This is a genomic window from Amycolatopsis sp. NPDC049159 (genome assembly GCF_040648295.1).
GTDB classification, from domain to species: domain Bacteria; phylum Actinomycetota; class Actinomycetes; order Mycobacteriales; family Pseudonocardiaceae; genus Amycolatopsis; species Amycolatopsis pretoriensis_A.
The window spans coordinates 454,317-472,742 of the sequence record NZ_JBEZDL010000002.1 but is presented as its reverse complement, the minus strand read 5'-3'; the positions used below and the strand labels follow the sequence as shown (position 1 = coordinate 472,742).

The 18,426-nt window shown below is 70.9% G+C and carries 19 protein-coding genes; 9 read left to right on the top strand and 10 right to left on the bottom strand.

Translation table 11 applies throughout. From position 1 onward, the window contains the following. Window positions 1-14: 14 nt before the first annotated feature. Window positions 15-1,922, bottom strand: a complete 1,908-nt coding sequence (dxs, locus tag AB0B33_RS05425; RefSeq protein WP_247011805.1) for a 1-deoxy-D-xylulose-5-phosphate synthase — start codon at window positions 1,920-1,922, stop codon at window positions 15-17. Window positions 1,923-2,109: 187 nt separating this feature from the next. On the opposite strand from dxs, the gene AB0B33_RS05420 reads away from it, so the two are divergent. Continuing rightward, window positions 2,110-3,579 carry an aldehyde dehydrogenase family protein gene (locus AB0B33_RS05420; protein ID WP_360767153.1) on the top strand — a complete coding sequence of 490 codons (1,470 nt, stop codon included), beginning with the start codon at window positions 2,110-2,112 and terminating at the stop codon, window positions 3,577-3,579. Between the two features lie 49 nt (window positions 3,580-3,628). Next, window positions 3,629-4,048: a hypothetical protein gene (locus tag AB0B33_RS05415; protein WP_360767150.1), complete on the top strand. Its 420-nt coding sequence runs from the start codon at window positions 3,629-3,631 to the stop codon at window positions 4,046-4,048. A gap of 18 nt (window positions 4,049-4,066) precedes the next feature. Here AB0B33_RS05415 and AB0B33_RS05410 read toward each other — a convergent pair whose 3' ends face one another. Together AB0B33_RS05410 and AB0B33_RS05405 are read right to left on the bottom strand one after the other, a co-directional pair. Continuing rightward, complete coding sequence (locus AB0B33_RS05410) at window positions 4,067-5,254, bottom strand: TRAM domain-containing protein (protein WP_360767147.1); 1,188 nt, start codon at window positions 5,252-5,254, stop codon at window positions 4,067-4,069. Then, window positions 5,251-7,284, bottom strand: coding sequence for an APC family permease (locus tag AB0B33_RS05405; RefSeq protein ID WP_247011809.1), 2,034 nt, complete (start codon window positions 7,282-7,284; stop codon window positions 5,251-5,253). Before AB0B33_RS05405 ends, AB0B33_RS05410 begins: the two co-directional genes overlap by 4 nt. A gap of 67 nt (window positions 7,285-7,351) precedes the next feature. On the opposite strand from AB0B33_RS05405, the gene AB0B33_RS05400 reads away from it, so the two are divergent. Both AB0B33_RS05400 and AB0B33_RS05395 read left to right on the top strand, forming a co-directional pair. Continuing rightward, complete coding sequence (locus AB0B33_RS05400; RefSeq protein ID WP_281506175.1) at window positions 7,352-8,044, top strand: TrkA family potassium uptake protein; 693 nt, start codon at window positions 7,352-7,354, stop codon at window positions 8,042-8,044. Beyond that, window positions 8,041-8,697 (top strand): TrkA family potassium uptake protein, encoded by a 657-nt coding sequence (locus AB0B33_RS05395; protein WP_247011811.1) that lies wholly within the window; start codon window positions 8,041-8,043, stop codon window positions 8,695-8,697. The genes AB0B33_RS05400 and AB0B33_RS05395 overlap by 4 nt, the downstream gene beginning before the upstream one ends. 53 nt (window positions 8,698-8,750) lie before the next feature. Here AB0B33_RS05395 and AB0B33_RS05390 read toward each other — a convergent pair whose 3' ends face one another. After that, window positions 8,751-9,473: a DUF3159 domain-containing protein gene (locus tag AB0B33_RS05390; protein ID WP_247011813.1), complete on the bottom strand. Its 723-nt coding sequence runs from the start codon at window positions 9,471-9,473 to the stop codon at window positions 8,751-8,753. 9 nt (window positions 9,474-9,482) lie between these two features. Then, window positions 9,483-9,863, bottom strand: a complete 381-nt coding sequence (locus AB0B33_RS05385; protein ID WP_003074944.1) for an OB-fold nucleic acid binding domain-containing protein — start codon at window positions 9,861-9,863, stop codon at window positions 9,483-9,485. Window positions 9,864-9,999: 136 nt separating this feature from the next. Between AB0B33_RS05385 and AB0B33_RS05380 the strand changes: the two genes are divergently transcribed. Next, window positions 10,000-10,683 carry an alpha/beta hydrolase gene (locus tag AB0B33_RS05380; RefSeq protein ID WP_360767460.1) on the top strand — a complete coding sequence of 228 codons (684 nt, stop codon included), beginning with the start codon at window positions 10,000-10,002 and terminating at the stop codon, window positions 10,681-10,683. 231 nt (window positions 10,684-10,914) lie between these two features. Here the strand turns inward: AB0B33_RS05380 and AB0B33_RS05375 are convergent, their stop codons facing one another. Together AB0B33_RS05375 and dut are read right to left on the bottom strand one after the other, a co-directional pair. Further along, window positions 10,915-11,580 (bottom strand): DUF3710 domain-containing protein, encoded by a 666-nt coding sequence (locus tag AB0B33_RS05375; RefSeq protein ID WP_247011814.1) that lies wholly within the window; start codon window positions 11,578-11,580, stop codon window positions 10,915-10,917. Then, a complete protein-coding gene (gene dut, locus AB0B33_RS05370) occupies window positions 11,580-12,083 on the bottom strand; it encodes a dUTP diphosphatase (protein ID WP_247011815.1) in 504 nt (167 codons plus the stop codon). The genes AB0B33_RS05375 and dut overlap by 1 nt, the downstream gene beginning before the upstream one ends. Before the next feature lie 24 nt (window positions 12,084-12,107). Between dut and AB0B33_RS05365 the strand changes: the two genes are divergently transcribed. Next, window positions 12,108-12,590, top strand: a complete 483-nt coding sequence (locus AB0B33_RS05365) for a DUF3093 domain-containing protein (protein WP_360767142.1) — start codon at window positions 12,108-12,110, stop codon at window positions 12,588-12,590. Between the two features lie 153 nt (window positions 12,591-12,743). Here AB0B33_RS05365 and AB0B33_RS05360 read toward each other — a convergent pair whose 3' ends face one another. Then, a complete protein-coding gene (locus AB0B33_RS05360; RefSeq protein WP_086676737.1) occupies window positions 12,744-13,052 on the bottom strand; it encodes a DUF4193 domain-containing protein in 309 nt (102 codons plus the stop codon). Window positions 13,053-13,531: 479 nt separating this feature from the next. Here AB0B33_RS05360 and cei point away from each other — a divergent pair, with 479 nt between their 5' ends. After that, on the top strand, window positions 13,532-14,215 hold the full coding sequence (gene cei, locus AB0B33_RS05355) for an envelope integrity protein Cei (protein ID WP_247011817.1): 684 nt from the start codon (window positions 13,532-13,534) through the stop codon (window positions 14,213-14,215). Between the two features lie 147 nt (window positions 14,216-14,362). Here the strand turns inward: cei and AB0B33_RS05350 are convergent, their stop codons facing one another. After that, a complete protein-coding gene (locus AB0B33_RS05350; RefSeq protein WP_360767139.1) occupies window positions 14,363-15,181 on the bottom strand; it encodes an inositol monophosphatase family protein in 819 nt (272 codons plus the stop codon). Between the two features lie 67 nt (window positions 15,182-15,248). Here AB0B33_RS05350 and ppgK point away from each other — a divergent pair, with 67 nt between their 5' ends. Together ppgK and AB0B33_RS05340 are read left to right on the top strand one after the other, a co-directional pair. Continuing rightward, the gene (gene ppgK, locus AB0B33_RS05345; protein WP_360767457.1) at window positions 15,249-16,013 is read left to right on the top strand and encodes a polyphosphate--glucose phosphotransferase; all 765 of its coding nucleotides are present in this window, start codon (window positions 15,249-15,251) and stop codon (window positions 16,011-16,013) included. Window positions 16,014-16,209: 196 nt separating this feature from the next. Then, window positions 16,210-17,610: an RNA polymerase sigma factor gene (locus tag AB0B33_RS05340; protein WP_247011819.1), complete on the top strand. Its 1,401-nt coding sequence runs from the start codon at window positions 16,210-16,212 to the stop codon at window positions 17,608-17,610. Window positions 17,611-17,661: 51 nt separating this feature from the next. Here AB0B33_RS05340 and AB0B33_RS05335 read toward each other — a convergent pair whose 3' ends face one another. After that, on the bottom strand, window positions 17,662-18,135 hold the full coding sequence (locus AB0B33_RS05335) for a hypothetical protein (RefSeq protein WP_360767136.1): 474 nt from the start codon (window positions 18,133-18,135) through the stop codon (window positions 17,662-17,664). Window positions 18,136-18,426: the final 291 nt, after the last annotated feature.

Sequence of the window (18,426 nt, the reverse complement as noted above, 5' to 3'; positions counted from 1 at the left end):
GCGAGGACAGCTTTTCAGCTACGGTTGGCATCCTTACGCGCCGGTTCCTCCGTACTCAGACGAGAAGCCCACTCGGTAACCCGCCGAGCAACATCCTGAGCAGTCAGCCCGATACGAGCCAGCACCTCATCCCGGCTCCCCAGATCATGGAACGACTGCGGCACAGCAAGATCCCGCAACGGCACGTCACACTCCGCGTCCCGGAACATCGCAGCCAGCGCCGAGCCAAAGCCCCCATGCCGCCCACTGTCCTCGACAGTCACAACAAGCTTGTGCTGCGAAGCTAGAGCAACGAGCTCAGCCGGAACGGGCAACACCCACCGCGGATCCACCACAGTCACCCCGATGCCCTGATCCGCCAGCCGATCCGCAGCCGCCAGACCAAGCGTCGCGAACGCACCCACCGTCACCAGCAGAACGTCCGCACCTTCCGTCGGCCGCCGCAGCACATCAACCGTGCCGATCCGCTCGACAGCAGCGACGTCAGTCCCGACCTTGCCCTTCGAGAACCGCAAAGCCGTCGGCCCATCAGCCACATCGACAGCTTCGTTCAGCTCTTCCCGCAGCGTCGCCGGGTCACGAGGAGCAGCAACCCGCATCCCGGGAACCATCCCGAGCAGAGACAGGTCCCACATCCCGTGGTGACTGGGCCCGTCCGGCCCGGTGATCCCGGCCCGGTCGAGCACCAACGTCACCGGCAGCCGATGCAGCGCCACATCCATCAGCACCTGGTCGAAAGCCCGGTTGAGGAACGTCGAGTAGATCGCGACGACCGGGTGCATCCCACCCATGGCGAGCCCAGCAGCAGAAGTAACCGCGTGCTGCTCGGCGATCCCGACGTCGTACCACCGATCCGGGAACGACTCGGCGAACTTGTCCAGCCCGGTCGACCGCAACATGGCCGCGGTGATCGCGACGACGTCCTCGCGCTCGGCCCCGATCTTCGCGAGCTCCTCACCGAACACCCCGGTCCAGCTGGGCCCCTTGACCGGCGGCAGCCCGGTCTCCGGATCGATCGGATCGGTCTGGTGCATCTGGTCGTGCTCGTTGTTGACCGCGGGCGCGTACCCATGTCCCTTTTCGGTCACCACGTGCACGATCACGGCGCCACCGAACGCCTTGGCGCTCAGGAACGCCTTCTCCAGCGCCACCTGATCGTGCCCGTCAACGGGCCCGAGGTACTTCAACCCCAGATCGGAGAACATCGCCTGCGGGCTGAGCGCATCCTTCAACCCGGCCTTCGCAGCGTGCAGAGCGGCGTAAATCGGTTTGCCGACGACCGGAGTGTGCTTGAGGATCTCCCGCCCACCGTCGAGGAGCCGCTCGTAACCGGGCTGCAAGCGCAACGCGGCGAGGTGATCGGCCAGCCCGCCGATGGTCGGCGAGTACGACCGCCCGTTGTCGTTGATGACGATGACGACCGGCCGGTCCCGGTGGGCAGCGATGTTGTTGAGCGCTTCCCAGCACATCCCCCCGGTCAGCGCGCCGTCCCCGACGACGGCGATCGCGTGCCGCCCCCCGCCGTCCAGCTCGAACGCCTTCGCCAGCCCGTCCACATAGGACAGCCCGGACGACGCGTGACTGCTCTCGACCCAGTCGTGGTCACTCTCCGCGCGCGACGGGTAACCGGTGACACCGCCGGTCTGCCGCAGCAGGTCGAACCCGCCGGCCCGGCCGGTGACGATCTTGTGCACGTAGGCCTGGTGACCGACGTCCCACACGATCGCGTCACGCGGCGAGTCGAACACGCGGTGCAACGCCAGCGTGAGCTCGACGACGCCGAGGTTCGGGCCCAGGTGCCCGCCCGCGCGGCGGACCTTGTCGACGAGGAAGTCCCGGATCTCGGCAGCCAGTTCGCCGAGGTCCTCGACACTCATGCGCTTGAGGTCCGCCGGTCCGCTGAGGGACTCCAGCATCGTCACTCGTCTCCACCTCGCTCGTCTTCGGGCACCCCACGTTCCGGCCAGTCTACGGAGACCCGCCAGGGTGGTTCCGCCCGCCGCGTCCGGCATCACAGGCGGAGAGCGATCGCGTGTCAGCACGCGGGGTGAACCTCGTCTCCCGGCCGTGCTGTGGCGGTCACGCGGCGTGGCCACGAGAATGGTGTCCATGGCGGACTTCTTCATCGGCGGCGACTGGGTGGACGCGGTGGGCGGCGGCCGCCGGGAGATCCGCTGCCCGGCGGACGGTTCCCTGGTCGCGTCGGTCGCGGAGGGCACCGCCAAGGACACCGAGGCGGCCATCGCGGCGGCGCGGCGGGCGTTCGACGCCGGCCCGTGGCCCGGCACACCCGCGCACCTGCGCGGTGACCTGCTGCTGCGCACCGCCGACCTGCTGGATCGCGACGCGGAGGCGTTCGCCCGCGCGGAGTCGCTCGACACCGGCAAGCGCCTGGTCGAGAGCCGCTACGACATGGCCGACATCGCGGCCTGCCTGCGCTACTTCGGCAAGCTCGCGGCGCAGGACGCCGGGCGCGTCGTCGACACCGGCAACCCGGACGCGATCAGCCGGATCGTGCACGAGCCGGTCGGCGTGTGCGGGCTGATCACGCCGTGGAACTACCCGCTGTTGCAGACGGTGTGGAAGATCGCACCGGCGCTGGCGGCGGGCAACACGTTCGTGCTCAAGCCCAGCGAGCTGACGCCGCACACGGCGATCCTGTTCCTGAAGCTGCTCACCGAGGCGGGCCTGCCGCCGGGCGTGGGCAACCTGGTGCTCGGTGCCGGGGCCGAGGTGGGCGCGCCGCTGGCGGCCCACCCGGACGTCGACCTGGTGTCGTTCACCGGCGGCCTGGCCACCGGCAAGGTGATCGCCGCGTCGGCCGCGGCCACGGTCAAGAAAGTGGCCCTCGAGCTGGGCGGCAAGAACCCGAACGTGGTCTTCGCCGACGCCGATTTCGAGACGGCGGTCGACTACGCGCTGACGGCGGTGTTCCTGCACTCGGGCCAGGTCTGCTCGGCGGGCACGCGGCTGATCGTGCAGCGCGAGTGGCACGACGACTTCGTGGCCGAGCTGGTCCGCCGCGCCGAGCGCATCCGCCTGGGCGGCCCGTTCGACTCCCACGCGGAGACGGGCCCGCTGATCTCGGCGGCGCACCGGTCCAAGGTGGAGGCGTACGTGGCGGCGGCGCTGGCGGAGGGCGCGGTGCTGCGCACGGGCGGCCGCTGTCCCGACGACCCGGCGCTGGCCGAGGGCTTCTACTACCTGCCGACCATCCTGGACGAGGTGCGCCAGGGCTCGTCGGCGGTCGTGGAGGAGTCGTTCGGGCCGGTGCTGACGGTCGAGACGTTCACCGACGAGGACGACGCCGTCCGCATCGCCAACGACACGCACTACGGCCTGGCGGGCGCGGTGTTCACGCAGGACGCTTCGCGCGCGCAGCGGGTGGCCGGCCGGCTGCGCCACGGGACGGTGTGGATCAACGACTTCCACCCGTACCTCCCCCAGGCCGAGTGGGGCGGCTACAAGCAGTCCGGCTTCGGCCGCGAGCTGGGCCCGACGGGGCTGGCGGAGTACACCGAGGTCAAGCACGTCTACCAGAACCTGCGCCCGGGCCCGCAGCACTGGTTCGCGGGCTGAGTCGCCCGATCGGGATCATTCGAACGGCCCAGCGTTTTATGCTGCGGGTGTGACGCAGTGGCGCGTGCCGCGAGCGGTGCTGGTGGCGATCGCCGGCCTGGGGGTGATCGCGGGCTTGACCCTGCGCACGGCGGCGGTCCCGGCGGCGCTGCCACCGGGCACCCCGGACCCGGAACTGGCGGTCGGCCTGCGGCTGGTGTGCGCGGCGGCGGTCCTGCTGGCGGGGACGCTCACGTATTTGACCTTCGCCCGGCGCGAGGACGAGCCGCTGGCGATGGCGTGCCTGCCGGGCCTGGTGGTGACGGGCGTGATCCTGCGGCACCTGGTGGTGACCCTGCCGGGGGTGACGCACTTCCAGCCGGCGGCACGGGTGGCACCGGGAGCCGGGGCGTGGGTGCTGCTGGCGTCGGGGGTGGCGATGACGGCCGCGGGCCTGGCGGCGGCGTTCGCGGTGCGACGGGCCAGCTGACCTGCGGCCGGACCGCGCTCAGGACAGCAGCGCCACGCACTCCACGTGGTGCGTCATCGGGAACGCGTCGAACGCCCGCAGATCCGTCAGCGAGTACCCGTGCGAGGCGAACGTGGCCAGATCGCGGGCCAGCGCCGCCGGGTCGCAGGCCACGTACACGATCCGGTCCGGCGCGCCCGCCACGATCGACTCCACGACCGCCTTGCCCGCGCCCTTGCGCGGCGGGTCCAGCACCACGACGTCGACCGGCTTGGCCGCCGACTCCAGCACGTGCTCCACGCGCCCCGCCTGCCACGAGACCTGCGGGAGGTCCGCCAGGTTCCGCTCGCCGTCGGTGACCGCACGGCGGCCCGACTCGATCGCCAGCACCCGCCCCGACGTGCCGACCTGCGAAGCCAGCACCGACGCGAACAGGCCGACCCCGGCGTAGAGGTCCCAAGCCGAGCCGCCCGCCGGTGCCTCCGCCCACTCCGCGACGACCGCCGCGAGCGTGGGGGCCGCCGCCGGGTGGACCTGCCAGAAGCCGTGGGCGTCGAGCTGCCAGTCGCGGCCCGCCGCGTGCTGGACCGCCACGCCGCCGGACAGCTGGCGGGCGCGGACCTTGCCGCGGACCGTCGACAGCTCGCGCACGTGCCGGGTGCCGTCGCCGTCGCTGGTCACCTCCAGCTCGGCGCCCGGGCGCCAGCGGCGGGCGAGGACGTCGTCCAGCGCGCCCGGCACCGCGATGGGGCACTTCTCCAGCGGCACCACGCGGTGGCTGTGGTGGGCGCGCAGGCCCGCGCGCCCGTCCCGGCCGGCGACCAGCCGGACGCGGCTGCGCCAGTCCAGCGACCCGCCCTCCAGCGCCTCCACGACGACCTCGCGCTCGATGCCCGCCAGCCGCTGCAGCTGCTCGGCCACCACGGCGGCCTTCAGCTCGAGCTGGTACGACGGCGCCGCGTGCTGCCAGTCGCACCCGCCGCAACCGCCGGGCACCGCGAGCGGGCAGGGCGGCTCGACCCGCGCCTCGGCCGCCGTCAGCACCTCCACCGCGTCGCCGCGGCAGAACGAACCGCCGTTGTCCTCGGTGACCTCGACGCGGACCCGCTCCCCCGGCAGCGCGTGCCGGACGAACACGACGCGGCCCTCGGCACGCGCCACGCAGTGGCCGCCGTGCGCGACCGGCCCGACCTCGACCTCGAGGACGCGACCCAGCCAGCTCGTCATTCGGCCGGCTCCTTCGGCTTCGGTGCGGCGGCCCGCTTGCCGTTGGGCGAGAACCCGCGCCGGACGTCACCGGCCGCGGGCCGTTCGTTCCGGACGCGCGCGGCCGCCTTGGCCGAGGACTCCAGCTGCCACGGCACGCTCGCCACGATCACGCCGGACTGGAACAGCAACCGGCCCTTGAGCCGCAGCGCGCTCTGGTTGTGCAGCACCTGCTCCCACCAGTGCCCGACCACGTACTCCGGGATGAACACGGTGACCACGTTGCGCGGGTTGTCGCCGCGCACGCGCTTCACGTAGTCGAGCACCGGCTTCGTGATCTCGCGGTAGGGCGATTCGACGACCTTCAGCGGCACCTTGAAGTTGTGCGCGTCCCACTCGGCGGTGAGCCGGCGCGTGTCGGCATCGTCCACGTTGACCGTCACGGCTTCGAGGACGTCCGGGCGCATCGCCTTGGCGTAGGCCAGCGCGCGCAGCGTCGGGCGGTGCAGTTTGGACACCAGGACGATCGCGTGGTTGCGCGACGGCAGCACGGTCGGGGTGTCGCCGAGGTCCTTCAGCTCGTCGGCGACGCGGTCGTAGTGCTTCCGGATCGCCGTCATCAGCACGAAGATCGCCACCATCGCCGCGATCGCGATCCACGCGCCGAGCAGGAACTTCGTGATCAGGACGATCACCAGCACGACGCCGGTGCAGGTGAGACCGACCGCGTTGACCGTCTGCGAGCGCCGCATCCGCCGCCGCTTCGCGGGGTCGGTTTCCTTGGCCAGCAACCGGTTCCAGTGCCGGATCATGCCGGCCTGGCTCACCGTGAAGGACACGAACACGCCCACGATGTAGAGCTGGATGAGCCGGGTGACCTCGGCGTCGAACGCGATGATCAGCACGAGCGCGAACGCCGCGAGGAACAGGATGCCGTTGGAGAACGCCAGCCGGTCGCCGCGGGTGTGCAGCTGCCGCGGGAGGTAACGGTCCTGCGCCAGGATCGAGCCCAGCACCGGGAAGCCGTTGAACGCGGTGTTCGCGGCCAGCAGCAGGATGATGCCGGTGGAGAAGGAGATGTAGTAGAACGCCGGCGGGAAGTCGGCGAACACCGCGTGCGCGATCTGCGCGACGATCGTCTTCTGCTCGTAGCCCGCGGGTGCGCCGGCGAGCTGCTCGGCCGGGTCCTCGGCGAACTTGACGTCGGTGATCGTCGCGAGCGTGATGATGCCGACCAGCATGGTGACCGCGAGCAGGCCCATCATCAGCAGCGTGGTGGCTGCGTTCTTCGACTTGGGCTTCTGGAACGCCGGGACGCCGTTGCTGATCGCCTCGACCCCGGTCAGCGCCGCCGCGCCGGAGGAAAACGCCCGCAGCACCAGGAAGGCGTAAGCGACGCCGGCGAAAGTGCCTTCGGCGTTGAGCGTGAACCCGGCGCTCTCGGCCTTCATCTCGGTGCCGGTGGCCGCCTGCACCAGGCCCCACACGACCATGACCAGGATGCCCAGGATGAAACCGTATGTCGGGATCGCGAAGGCCTTCCCCGACTCCCGGATGCCGCGCAGGTTCAGCGACGTCAGCACGACGACGATGACGATCGACGCGAGGACCTTGTGCTGGGCCACCCACGGGACCGCCGAGCCGATGTTGGCCACACCGGACGAAGTGGACACCGCGACCGTCAGCACGTAGTCGACGAGCAGCGCGCTGGCCACGGTGAGGCCGAACTTGCCGCCGAGGTTGGTGTTGGCGACCTCGTAGTCGCCGCCGCCGCTCGGGTAGGCGTGCACGTTCTGCCGGTAGGACGCGACGACGACCAGCATGACCAGGGCGACCATGATGCCGATCCACGGCGCCAGCGCGTACGCGGAGAGGCCCGCGACGCTCAGCGTCAGGAAGATCTCTTCCGGCGCGTACGCCACGCTCGAGAGCGCGTCGGACGCGAAGATCGGCAGCGCGATGCGCTTCGGGAGGAGCGTGTGAGCGAGCCTGTCACTGCGGAACGGACGTCCGAGGACCAGGCGTTTCAGCACGGTCGGGAACTTCGACACCACGGAAGCGTAGCCGCAGGGGTGCACGGTAGGTTCGGCGCTGGTATGTCGGGGTAGGTACGGACGGGTGAACCCGCCGAAGAGGAGGCAGGGCGTGCACGTGGTGATCATGGGATGCGGCCGGGTAGGCGCGTCCCTGGCCGCTGCGCTGGAGCGGCTCGGCCACGAGGTGGCCGTCATCGACAAGAACCAGCAGGCGTTCCGCAGGCTCGGCAGTGACTTCCACGGCCAGCAGGTCGTCGGCGTCGGCTTCGACCGCAGGGTGCTGGTCGAAGCGGGCATCGAGCGGGCCGGCGCGTTCGCCGCGGTGTCCAGCGGCGACAACTCGAACATCATTTCGGCGCGGGTCGCGCGCGAGAACTTCGGCATCGAGCACGTCGTCGCGCGGATCTACGACCACAAGCGCGCGGCCGTCTACGAGCGGCTGGGGATCCCGACGGTCGCGACCGTGCCCTGGACCACCGACCGGTTCCTGCGGTCGCTGCTGCCGGACGGCGTGGCGTCGGCGTGGCGGGACCCGTCGGGCAACGTGGCGCTGCTGCAGCTGCCGCTGCACGAGGGCTGGGTCGGGCACTCCGTCCGGGCCCTGCAGGAGGCGACGGACGCGCGCGTGGCGTTCATCATGCGGTTCGGCACCGCCGTGCTGCCGGACCACAAGACCGTCGTGCAGGCGGACGACGTCGTGTGGGTGGCCGCGCGCTCCGGCACCGTCAGCGACGTGACCAGTGTGGCCCAGCGCGAACCGGAGGACGAGGCATGAGGGTCGCGATTGCGGGCGCGGGCGCGGTCGGCCGCTCCATCGCCGCCGAGCTGATCGACGGCAGGCACCAGGTGATGCTCATCGAGCGCGAGGCCGACCAGTTCGAGCCGCACGCGGTCGAGCAGGCCGACTGGGTGCTCGGCGACGCGTGCGAGGTGTCGATCCTGGAGGAGTCCGGGATCGAGCAGTGCGACGTGGTCATCGCCGCGACCGGCGACGACAAGGCCAACCTGGTGGTCTCGCTGCTGGCGAAGACGGAGTTCGCGGTCCGGCGCGTGGTGGCCCGGGTGAACAACCCGGCCAACGAGTGGCTGTTCACCGACGCCTGGGGCGTCGACGTGGCGGTCTCGACCCCGCGGATGCTCGCGGCGATGGTCGAGGAGGCGGTCAGCGTCGGCGACCTGGTGCGGCTGATGACGTTCCGCCAGAGCAACGCGAACCTCGTCGAGCTGACCCTGCCGGCCGAGACACCGCTGGCCGGGAAGCCGGTGAGCGAGCTGGCGCTGCCCCGGGACGCGGCGCTGGTGACGATCCTGCGCGGCGACCGGGTGATCGTGCCGCAGCCGGAGGACCCGCTGGAGCCGGGCGACGAGCTGCTGTTCGTCGCGACGGCCGACGTCGAGCCGGAGATCCGGACGGCACTGGGCTACTGAAGACGCGAAGAAGGCCCCCGGCGAGCACGCCGGGGGCCTTCTTCGCAGCTCGATCAGGCTTCGGGGGCCGCGTACTTCTCGCGCAGCCGGGCTTCGACCTCGGCGTCGGTCTCCGGCGCCGGCTCGGTCTCCGCCATCGCCTTCAGGCGCTTGTCCGACCGGCGCACCGCCCACACGACGACCAGCAGGCCCAGCGCGTACAGCGGGTACCCCATCGCGATCTTCGCGAAGGCCAGCCAGCCGGTGTAGTCCTCCTGGTACAGCCAGCGCTGCACCACGAACCGCGCCGCGAAGATCGCGGCCATCGCCAGCGTCGCGACGTCGTAGCCGTAGCGGGACGGCTTGTCCTTGCGCCACGCCTGGCCGGTGCCGTTCAGCATGTTCCAGACGACGCCCGCGATCGGCCAGCGGACCAGCACCGACACCACGAAGACGCCGCAGTAGATCAGGCTCGCGTAGATCCCGAACAGGAAGAAGCCCTTCGCGGACCCCGTGCGGTAGGCGATGAACGCCGCGATCGCCACGCCGAAGAACCCTGAGATCGCCGGCTGCAGCGGTTCCTTGCGGACCAGCCGCAGCACGGTGATGGCCACCGCGCTGCCGATCGAGGTCCAGATGGCCGCGGTCAGGCCGAAGAACGAGTTCGCCAGCACGAAGACGATCACCGGCAGCGACGAGTAGACCAGGCCGGACACGCCGCCCATCTGCTCGAGCAGGGTGGGCTGCGGCTCGTCGCCGTCGTCGGTCTTCTTCTCGCTCGGGGCGGGTTCAGTCACGATGGGTGATCAACTCACTGGGCTCTGGAGCTCGTAATAGGGGTTGTACAGCACCTTCTGGCCGTCACGCTCGGCCATCCGGCCGCGCACCTTGATCGTCCGGCCAGGCTCGATGCCCGGGATCCGGCGGCGGCCGAGCCAGATTAGCGTCACGCCCTGTGTCCCGTCGAACAGCTCGGCCTCCAGGGTGGCGGCCTCGTTCGTCGGGCAGAGCTCCACGCTGCGGAGTCTCCCCATCACGGTGACCTCTTCACCGGACCGGCAGTCACAGGCCCGCTGCGCCCCTTCGGCGCCCGACCTCATCGACATCTCGTCTGCGTCGAGATCCTCGACGTCGCTGGTCAGCTTGCGTACCAGCCGGCTGAAGTAGCCGCCGTCTTTGGCGGACATAGGTGCTCCTGTGCTCCGGGGCCCCCGACAAAATTGCTTGCGGCCCGTGCGATTCCAGCGTACTGCGGTCCCCGCCAGGGAAACGCCTTTGCGCAAAGATCGCAACGTGACGTCCGCGATCAGAGTTCCCGCCGCGGTGCTGCTGCCCGGCACCGGCTCGGACGAGGTGTTCGTCCGGGCCGTCTTCGGAGGGCCCCTGCGCGCCCTCGGTGTCCCGCTCGTCGCGCCACCGCCACCGCGGGGTGCGGCGCTGGCCGACGGCTACCTGGCGGCCCTCGACGCGCTCGCGGACGAACACGGCGAACTGCTCGTAGGCGGCATTTCGTTCGGCGCGCACCTGGCCGCGGAGTGGGCCGTGCGCAACCCGGGCCGTTGCGGGGGCCTGCTGGCCGCCCTCCCGGCCTGGAACGGCGTCCCGGGCCCAGCACCCGCGTCGCTGGCCGCGACGCTGTCGGCGGACCTGGTGGCCGGTTCCGGCGTCGACGTCGCCCTCGCGCAGACCGCGGGCAGCCCGGACTGGCTGCGGGCCGAACTGGACCGGGCGTGGCGCCGCCACGGCGACGGGCTCGCGGCCGGCCTGCGCGTGGCGGCCGGCCGTCCTTCGCCGACCCTGGCCGAGCTCTCGCGGCTGGCCGTCCCGGCCGGGGTCGGCACGTGCACCGACGACCCGATCCACCCGACGAAAGTCGCGTCGGAGTGGGCGAGCGCACTCCCCCGCGCGGCGCTCGGCGAGACGACGCTCACGGCACTCGGCGCCGACCGCGAGTCCCTGGGCCGGGCGACCGTCCTGGCCTTCCTGCGGGCCCTCCGAACGCCGTGAAGGCCACCGTGGGGAAGCACGAGTTCCTCACGGTGGCCTGCACGAACGTCGAGGTCAGCCGCGGTCTGCCAGGCGGGCCCGGACCGCTGCCGCTCGCAGTTCGGCGACGCCCCGCGTAAGGCTCGGCCGCGGTCTGCCGGACGGCTCGGACCGCCGCGGCCCGGGTTCCGTGGGCCGGAAGCCGTGCAGGCCACCGTGGGGGAACCACGGTGGCCTGCACGAACGTCCAGGTCAGCCCTGTTGCTGCTGGGCCGCGATGTGCTCGGCGACCGCCTCGGGCAGCGTGATGGTCAGCGGGGTGCGGACCGGCATCGGGGCGTCGCCGCGGTCGACGATCGTGCGCCGGACGATCTCGCGCAGCACCTCGACGGCCCCCGCGGCCTCCGACTGCGGGCCGGCGATCACGCCGCGCAGCATCCAGCGGGGCCGGTCGACGCCGACGAACCGCAGCGCGACGTCGCCGACGATGGCCGAGATCTCCAGGCCCCACTTGCCGCGGCCGATGTTGACCTTCGCGCCGTCGGCCCGCAGCTGCTCGGCGAGCTCGGTGCTCACCTCGCGCCACAGCCCGCCCGAGCGCGGCGCGGCGTACGCGCTGACCGTGATCTGGCCCTGCTCGGTGACGACGTGCACGGCGCGCACGCCCCCGGTCTCCGGGTCCATCTCGACCTGGACCTGGGAGCCGTCCGGCACCGGCACCTTCACCGATCCGAGGTCGATCCGCGGGACGCCGTCGTCGTCGAAGTCCGCGACGTCGAACGGGCCGTCGGAAACGTCCGAAAGCTCCGAGTCCTCGTCGTCGTAGGCTTCGTCCCCGATCGTGTCGTCGGCATCGGGCGCGGCGTGCCTGCCCGCGGAACCGCCCTCGGTCCGCCGCTTGCGTCCGAAAATCCCCACTACTTCTCCGTTCCTTCCCCCGCGCCGGTGCTCGTCGCGAGCGCCGGTGCTCCCAGTGTGGCGTGTCCGCCGGTGGATCCGTAGCCGCCGGCACCCCGTTCGGTGGTGTCGAGCTCGGCGACCTCGACGAACTCGGCGTGCTCGACCCGCTGCACGACCAGCTGGGCGATGCGGTCGCCGCGCGTGAGCTTCACCGGGTGCACCGGGTCGTGGTTGATCAGGCAGACCTTGATCTCCCCGCGGTAGCCCGCGTCGATCGTGCCGGGGGTGTTCACCACCGAGAGGCCGACCCGGGCGGCCAGGCCCGACCGCGGGTGGACGAACCCCGCGTACCCGGGCGGGAGCGCGATCGCGACACCGGTACCGACCACCCCGCGTTCGCCGGGTTCGAGCACGATATCCGAGGTGGTGACGAGATCGGCGCCCGCGTCGCCCGGTCGGGCGTAGGCGGGCAGCGGGACATCCGGGTCGAGCCGGGAGAGGAGTACCTGAACGCTGGACACGGGCGGCGAGATTACTCTCTACCCGTGGGTGAATCAGCGAAGACGGCCGCTAGCGCCGCGGTCCGGCACTCCGAGCGGCTCTACGTCCCGTGGTGGGGCTGGCCGCTGCCGGTGCTCGGCGCGATCCTGCTGGCGGCCGAGATCGACATGGGTTACCCGGGGATCCGGGCGTGGCTGCCGTACGTGATCGCGTTGCCGGTCGTCGTGGCGCTGCTGGTGTCACTGGGCCGGTCGAAGGTCCGGATCACCGGCGGTGACGAGCCGGAGCTGTGGGTCGGCGACGCCCACCTGCCGCTGCGCTACGCCGGCGAGGTGGAGGTCTTCGACAAGGAAGCCAAGCGCAAGGCGCTCGGGCGCGACGGCGACCCCGCGGCTTACGTGGTGCACCGCGGCTGGGTCGGCCCGGTCGTGCGGGTCCGCTTGACCGACCCCGAAGACCCGACGCCGTACTGGCTGTTCAGCACCCGGCACCCCGAGCGCGTCGCCGAGCTGCTGAAGAGCGCCTGACCTCCGCTCGACCCTCCTCAGGACATGGGAAGGGGGCCGGCCTGCCGGCCGGCCCCCTTGTCCCCAGCGCGCTTCGAGCCTCCCCCTTGGTGCCCTCGAGGCTCTCAGCCGCGTCTGTTCGTCCCCTGAACCCTGTCCGAGATCCCGCGTTCGTCAGGCGCAGTCGCGGCAGATCAGGCGTCCACCGCTTTCCTCGGCCAGCCGGCTGCGGTGGTGCACCAGGAAGCACACGGAGCAGGTGAACTCGTCCGCCTGCTTCGGCACCACCTTCACGGTCATGTCCTCACCGGAAAGCCCGGAAAGGTCGGCACCCGGCAGCTCGAAGTTCTCGGCGGTCGCGTCCTCGTCGACGTCGACGACGCCGGACTGGTTCTCGTTGCGCCGGGCCTTGAGCTCCTCCAACGAGTCTTCGGCCAGCTCGTCGGCTTCGCTGCGGCGCGGAGCGTCGTAGTCGGTAGCCATGTGTCCCTCACCCCTGCGATCAGCTTGTGTAGTCGTTATCCGGACCCCCGGGTCGCCCCGCGAGTCCGCCGTGCCGCTGGTCAACGTTCCAGGGCCCTCGTTTGTGCCCGACGGCCGAAGTGACCGAGGTCTCTTCTTTTCGCGCCTCTTCCTGCGGCCGGAGCCCGGGAAGGGTAGCTCACGCCCGCGACGGTTCTGCAACGAGTCAGACATTGCCGGGGATTCGTCACCCGACAGGGGGAACCCGCAGGTAAGACGCGTTGTCGTCCGTTCGGGTTGCGCGCAGGTGGAGAACCCCACACGCGGCCCGTCTCCGCTTGCCCCGCCCGTCCCGGCCGTGGTGCGATCGCCGCACGGGGATCGGGTGTTCCACCGGGGTGACCCGGGACGGTGCACGCCGGTCGCAGCGCCTAGGCTGATCGGCCACGACGGTGCCGCGTTCGCACGGTCGGGTTCGGTGTTCGGGAAGGGACGGGCAGGTGGCGTCGGGGAACGGCATCGGGGACCGTGGGGCGCGGCCGTATCGCAAGCACAAGCCGCTGCCGGCGCTGATCGTCATCGCCGTGCTCGCCCTCGGCGCGATCATCGTCTGGATCAACGCGGCGGTCGGCAAGGGCGACGTCGACGAGGCCGTGAAGTGCGACCCGCCCGCGAGCCCGCCGCCGGGTGTCACGTTCAGCACGCTGCCCCACGCTTCGCTCGACGACCGCGCGCCGGTCCCGCCGGACAAGGTCGCGGTCAAGGTCCTCAACGCGTCCAGCACGCGCGGCCAGGGCGGCATCGCCACGACGGCGCTGAAGGAGCTGGGCTTCACCGGCACCGGCGAACCGGGCAACGACCCCGCGTACGAAGGCCGCGTGGCCAAGTGCCGCGGCCAGATCCGCTTCGGCGAGAACGGCGTCACCGCGGCGCGGACGCTGAGCCTGGTGGTGCCCTGCGCCGAGCTGGTCCAGGACAACCGCAAGGACGCGAGCGTCGACCTGGTCACGGGCACCCTGTTCGGCGACATCCGGCCGCGCGCGGAGGCCCGGCAGATCCTCACGCAGCTCGCGGACTGGTCCAGGACCCACCAGGGCGGCGGCGGCAACGAGCAGTCGGCGGGCGCCAAGGCCCCGGTGATCGACCAGACGCTGCTGGCTTCCGCCCGCGACGTCGCCTGCTGAGTTCGCTCCCCCGGCGCTCTCCGGGCGGCCTGCGACATCACCTGCCGACCCGGCGGCCGCGGGGGCGCCCCCGTTTTCCACGCTACCGCCGGCCACCGACAGTTCCGGCAGCCCGGCGTCGCGAATGACTCATTCGCGACCTCCCGCTCAGACCTCCGCGGCGCCGCAGCCGGCCAGGAGCTCCCGCAGCGGGTCCGCGATCGACGGCGCCGCCGCGTAGGTCGCGTCCGCGCCCAGCTCCGGCACCGACCCCGGGAGCGACACCGCGGCGCCCGCCTCCGCCGCGATCAGCGCGCCCGCCGCCCAGTCCCACCGGTGCAGGCCGTGCTCCACGTACGCGTCCAGCCAGCCCGCCGCGACCGCGCACAGGTCCAGCGACGCCGCCCCGTTGCGCCGGATGTCCCGCACCCGCCCCAGCAGCTCCGCCGCGAAGCGCGACTGGCGCGTCCGGCGCTCCGCCGCGTACGCGAAACCGGTCCCGACCAACGTCAGCTCCAGCCGCGACGGCGACGACACCGCCAGCCGGCGGCCGTTCAGGTACGCGCCCTGGCCGCGGGCCGCCGTCCAGACGCGGCCGCTCACCGGCTCCACGACCGCGCCCGCGACCGATTCGCCGCCGACCTGCGCCGCCACCGACACCGCGAACCACGGGAGCCCGTAGAGGAAGTTGACCGTGCCGTCGATCGGGTCGACCACCCAGGTCACGCCGTCGCCGGCGACGCCGCCGCCCTCCTCGCCCAGCACCTCGTCGTCCGGGCGCAGCGAAGCCAGCCGGGCGCGCACCAGGCGTTCGGACTCGTGGTCGACCGCGGTCACCACATCCGTGTCCGCGGACTTGGTGCCCACGGCCACCGAACGACCGTTCGCCATCCCGTCCCAGGCTTCCCGGACCAGCTCGGCGGCTTCCGTCGCGACCTGCTCCGCGACGCTTTTCAGCAACGACTCGTCAACTCCCACGTCCGCCATGTCACCACATCCGGTTAAAGTCTCCGAGGCAGGCTTCTGAATCGTGCGAGAAGGGACCACGTCCGTGGTGGAGGCGACCCGCCGAGGTTTCGGCATCGACATCGGCGGCAGCGGGATCAAGGGCGCCTTGGTGGACCTGGACAAGGGCCGGCTCATCGGCGACCGGATCCGGATCGAGACACCGAAGCCGTCCACGCCGTCGGCGGTGGCGGACGTCGTGCACGACATCGTCACGCAGGCGGGCTGGGACGGCCCGGTCGGCGTGACGCTCCCGGCCGTCGTCAAGAAGGGCGTCGCGCACACCGCGGCCAACATCGACAAGCAGTGGATCGGCACCGACGCCGACGCGCTGTTCGCCAAGCGGCTCGGCCGCGGCGTCGACCAGGTCGCGATGCTCAACGACGCCGACGCGGCGGGCATGGCGGAGATCCGCTTCGGCGACCCGGTCGCGTGCAAGGGCGTCACGGCGCTGCTCACCTTCGGCACCGGCATCGGCAGCGCGGTGTTCCAGGACGGCAAGCTCGTCCCGAACACCGAGTTCGGCCACCTCGAGATCGACGGGCACGACGCGGAGAAGCGCGCGGCGGCATCGGTCAAGGACAACGAGGGGCTCTCCTACCCCGAATGGGCCAAGCGGGTGCACCGTTATCTGACCGTGCTCGAGAACCTGATCTGGCCGGACCTGTTCATCGTCGGCGGCGGGGTCAGCAAGAAGTCCGAGAAATGGGTGCCGCTGCTGGACATCCGCACTCCGGTGCTGGTGGCGACGCTGCAGAACAACGCCGGGATCGTCGGCGCCGCGGCCGCCGCGGCCGAGGGCATCCAGCACTGATCCGGCTCTGATCAGGTGCTCGCGACGGGGCTGAGGGTGATCGCTTCGCACCGCATGCGCGTACCGTCGTTACAATGGAACACGGCCCACGGCTGCGGAGGGCAAAACCGCAGGCCGAGGCGTGATCCCCGAATGTGAGGCAGCAATGGCCGCCAGGCCGTTGCTCGTCGTGATCGACCGCTGCGAAAGGGCGTAAGTGGCAGCCGCAAGAACCGCAACCCGAGGCGGGACGAAGACAGCGACCGCAGCCGGCGAGCCGGCCGAAGAGGCAGCCACCGGGACGGCGAAGCCTGCGGCCCGCAAGACCACCACCGCCAAGAAGGCCCCGGCCAAGAAGGCCCCGGCGAAGAAGGCCGTGACCAAGGGCGCAAAGACCGAAGACGGCGACCCGGACGGTCCTGGCGAGATCGACGAAGCCGAACTCGACACGCCGGATCTGTCGGACCTGGAAGAGGTCGAGGTCGACGTCGTGGACGAGACCGTCAACGACGAACCGGACGCCGACACGGCGGACGACGACGATGACGACGACGACGAGGAGACCCCGGCGCAGCGCCGCCGTGGCGCCGCCGCCGACAAGGCCGCCGCCGCCAAGAGCTCCGACAACCCGGACTTCGTCTGGGACGAGGAGGAGTCGGAAGCCCTGCGCCAGGCGCGCAAGGACGCCGAGCTCACCGCGTCGGCCGACTCCGTGCGTGCCTACCTCAAGCAGATCGGCAAGGTCGCGCTGCTGAACGCGGAGGAGGAGGTGGAGCTGGCCAAGCGGATCGAGGCCGGGCTCTACGCCGCCGAGCGCGTGCGCACCGCCGAAGAGGAGGGCGAGAAGCTCGTCACCCAGATGCGCCGCGACCTCAAGTGGATCGTGCGCGACGGTGAGCGGGCGAAGAACCACCTGCTCGAGGCGAACCTCCGGCTCGTGGTCTCGCTGGCCAAGCGCTACACCGGCCGCGGCATGGCGTTCCTGGACCTGATCCAGGAGGGCAACCTCGGCCTGATCCGCGCGGTGGAGAAGTTCGACTACACCAAGGGCTACAAGTTCTCGACGTACGCCACGTGGTGGATCCGCCAGGCGATCACCCGCGCGATGGCCGACCAGGCCCGCACCATCCGCATCCCGGTGCACATGGTGGAGGTCATCAACAAGCTCGGCCGCATACAGCGCGAACTCCTGCAGGACCTCGGCCGCGAGCCGACGCCCGAGGAGCTCGCCAAGGAAATGGACATCTCCCCGGAGAAGGTCCTGGAGATCCAGCAGTACGCGCGTGAGCCGATCTCGCTCGACCAGACGATCGGCGACGAGGGCGACTCGCAGCTCGGTGACTTCATCGAGGACTCCGAAGCGGTCGTCGCGGTGGACGCGGTGTCGTTCACGCTGCTGCAGGACCAGCTCCAGTCGGTGCTGCAGACGCTGTCCGAGCGCGAGGCGGGCGTGGTCCGCCTGCGCTTCGGCCTCACGGACGGCCAGCCGCGCACGCTCGACGAGATCGGCCAGGTGTACGGGGTGACCCGCGAACGCATCCGGCAGATCGAGTCGAAGACGATGTCGAAGCTGCGCCACCCGTCGCGGTCCCAGGTGCTGCGCGACTACCTGGACTGAGTCGCACTCACGGAAGAACCCCGTCACTCCGGTGGCGGGGTTCTTCCGTTTTCAGGCCTGGACCGCGCTCGAGCGCGAGACCAGCCAGAGATTGATTTGCAGGAGCTCTGTTGGACTCGGCTGCCGGACGGAATCCGCTCTCCTGCCGGTTTCGCGGAGCCACTCGCTCACTTCACTCCACAGCCACACACCACCACCGACGAGGTGGTAAGGCTTCGGGAAAGGATGTTCCGTCTCTTCCCTCATCCACTGACTTACAACGTCTTCTGCCACTTCGACGCGATCTGCGACATCGGCGAGGGTCATGAGGTCCTCGCAGCACCGCATGACGTGGATGTCGGAGACCGCCTCCAGATCTCTTACCGTCCGCCTGGCGACATCTACGACATCATCGCCGTCCGCGGTCACCGAGACCACCGTCAATCCGCCGAACGAGGCCGTGAACACAGCAAAATCCTCGTGGATGCGCAACACGGTCTCGTCAGGCAGGTCATTCACGGCAAAGATCAACTCGAACTGACCCATCCTCCGCCTTCCCGACTGCAACGCGGAGATTCAAGTTACCACCGCCGCTCGACCGTCGAGCGGTACGATCACCCGTTCCGGAGCTTGGGTCGCTTGTCCAAAGCGTGGCGACCCGGGCAGTACTTGACCATCCGTCGAACGCGGCTCGCTTCTCCCTCCGGATTCGGAGGTGTGCCGCTGACCGAGATCCTCATACCCAGCCTAGGCGGACACGGGCAGTGGAGGAGAACCGCATGGCCACCCTCCTGCACGGTCCACCCCCGCTCGATCGCGTCCTCGATGGCGCGGTTG

What these genes read in the sequence shown, in the direction of transcription:
- AB0B33_RS05420 (WP_360767153.1), top strand. Translation starts at nt 2,110, where the DNA reads ATGGCGGACTTCTTCATCGGCGGCGACTGGGTGGACGCGGTGGGCGGC.
- AB0B33_RS05410 (WP_360767147.1), bottom strand. Translation starts at nt 5,254, where the DNA reads ATGACGAGCTGGCTGGGTCGCGTCCTCGAGGTCGAGGTCGGGCCGGTC.
- AB0B33_RS05395 (WP_247011811.1), top strand. Translation starts at nt 8,041, where the DNA reads ATGAGGGTCGCGATTGCGGGCGCGGGCGCGGTCGGCCGCTCCATCGCC.
- AB0B33_RS05385 (WP_003074944.1), bottom strand. Translation starts at nt 9,863, where the DNA reads ATGTCCGCCAAAGACGGCGGCTACTTCAGCCGGCTGGTACGCAAGCTG.
- AB0B33_RS05360 (WP_086676737.1), bottom strand. Translation starts at nt 13,052, where the DNA reads ATGGCTACCGACTACGACGCTCCGCGCCGCAGCGAAGCCGACGAGCTG.
- AB0B33_RS05350 (WP_360767139.1), bottom strand. Translation starts at nt 15,181, where the DNA reads ATGGCGGACGTGGGAGTTGACGAGTCGTTGCTGAAAAGCGTCGCGGAG.
- AB0B33_RS05335 (WP_360767136.1), bottom strand. Translation starts at nt 18,135, where the DNA reads ATGGGTCAGTTCGAGTTGATCTTTGCCGTGAATGACCTGCCTGACGAG.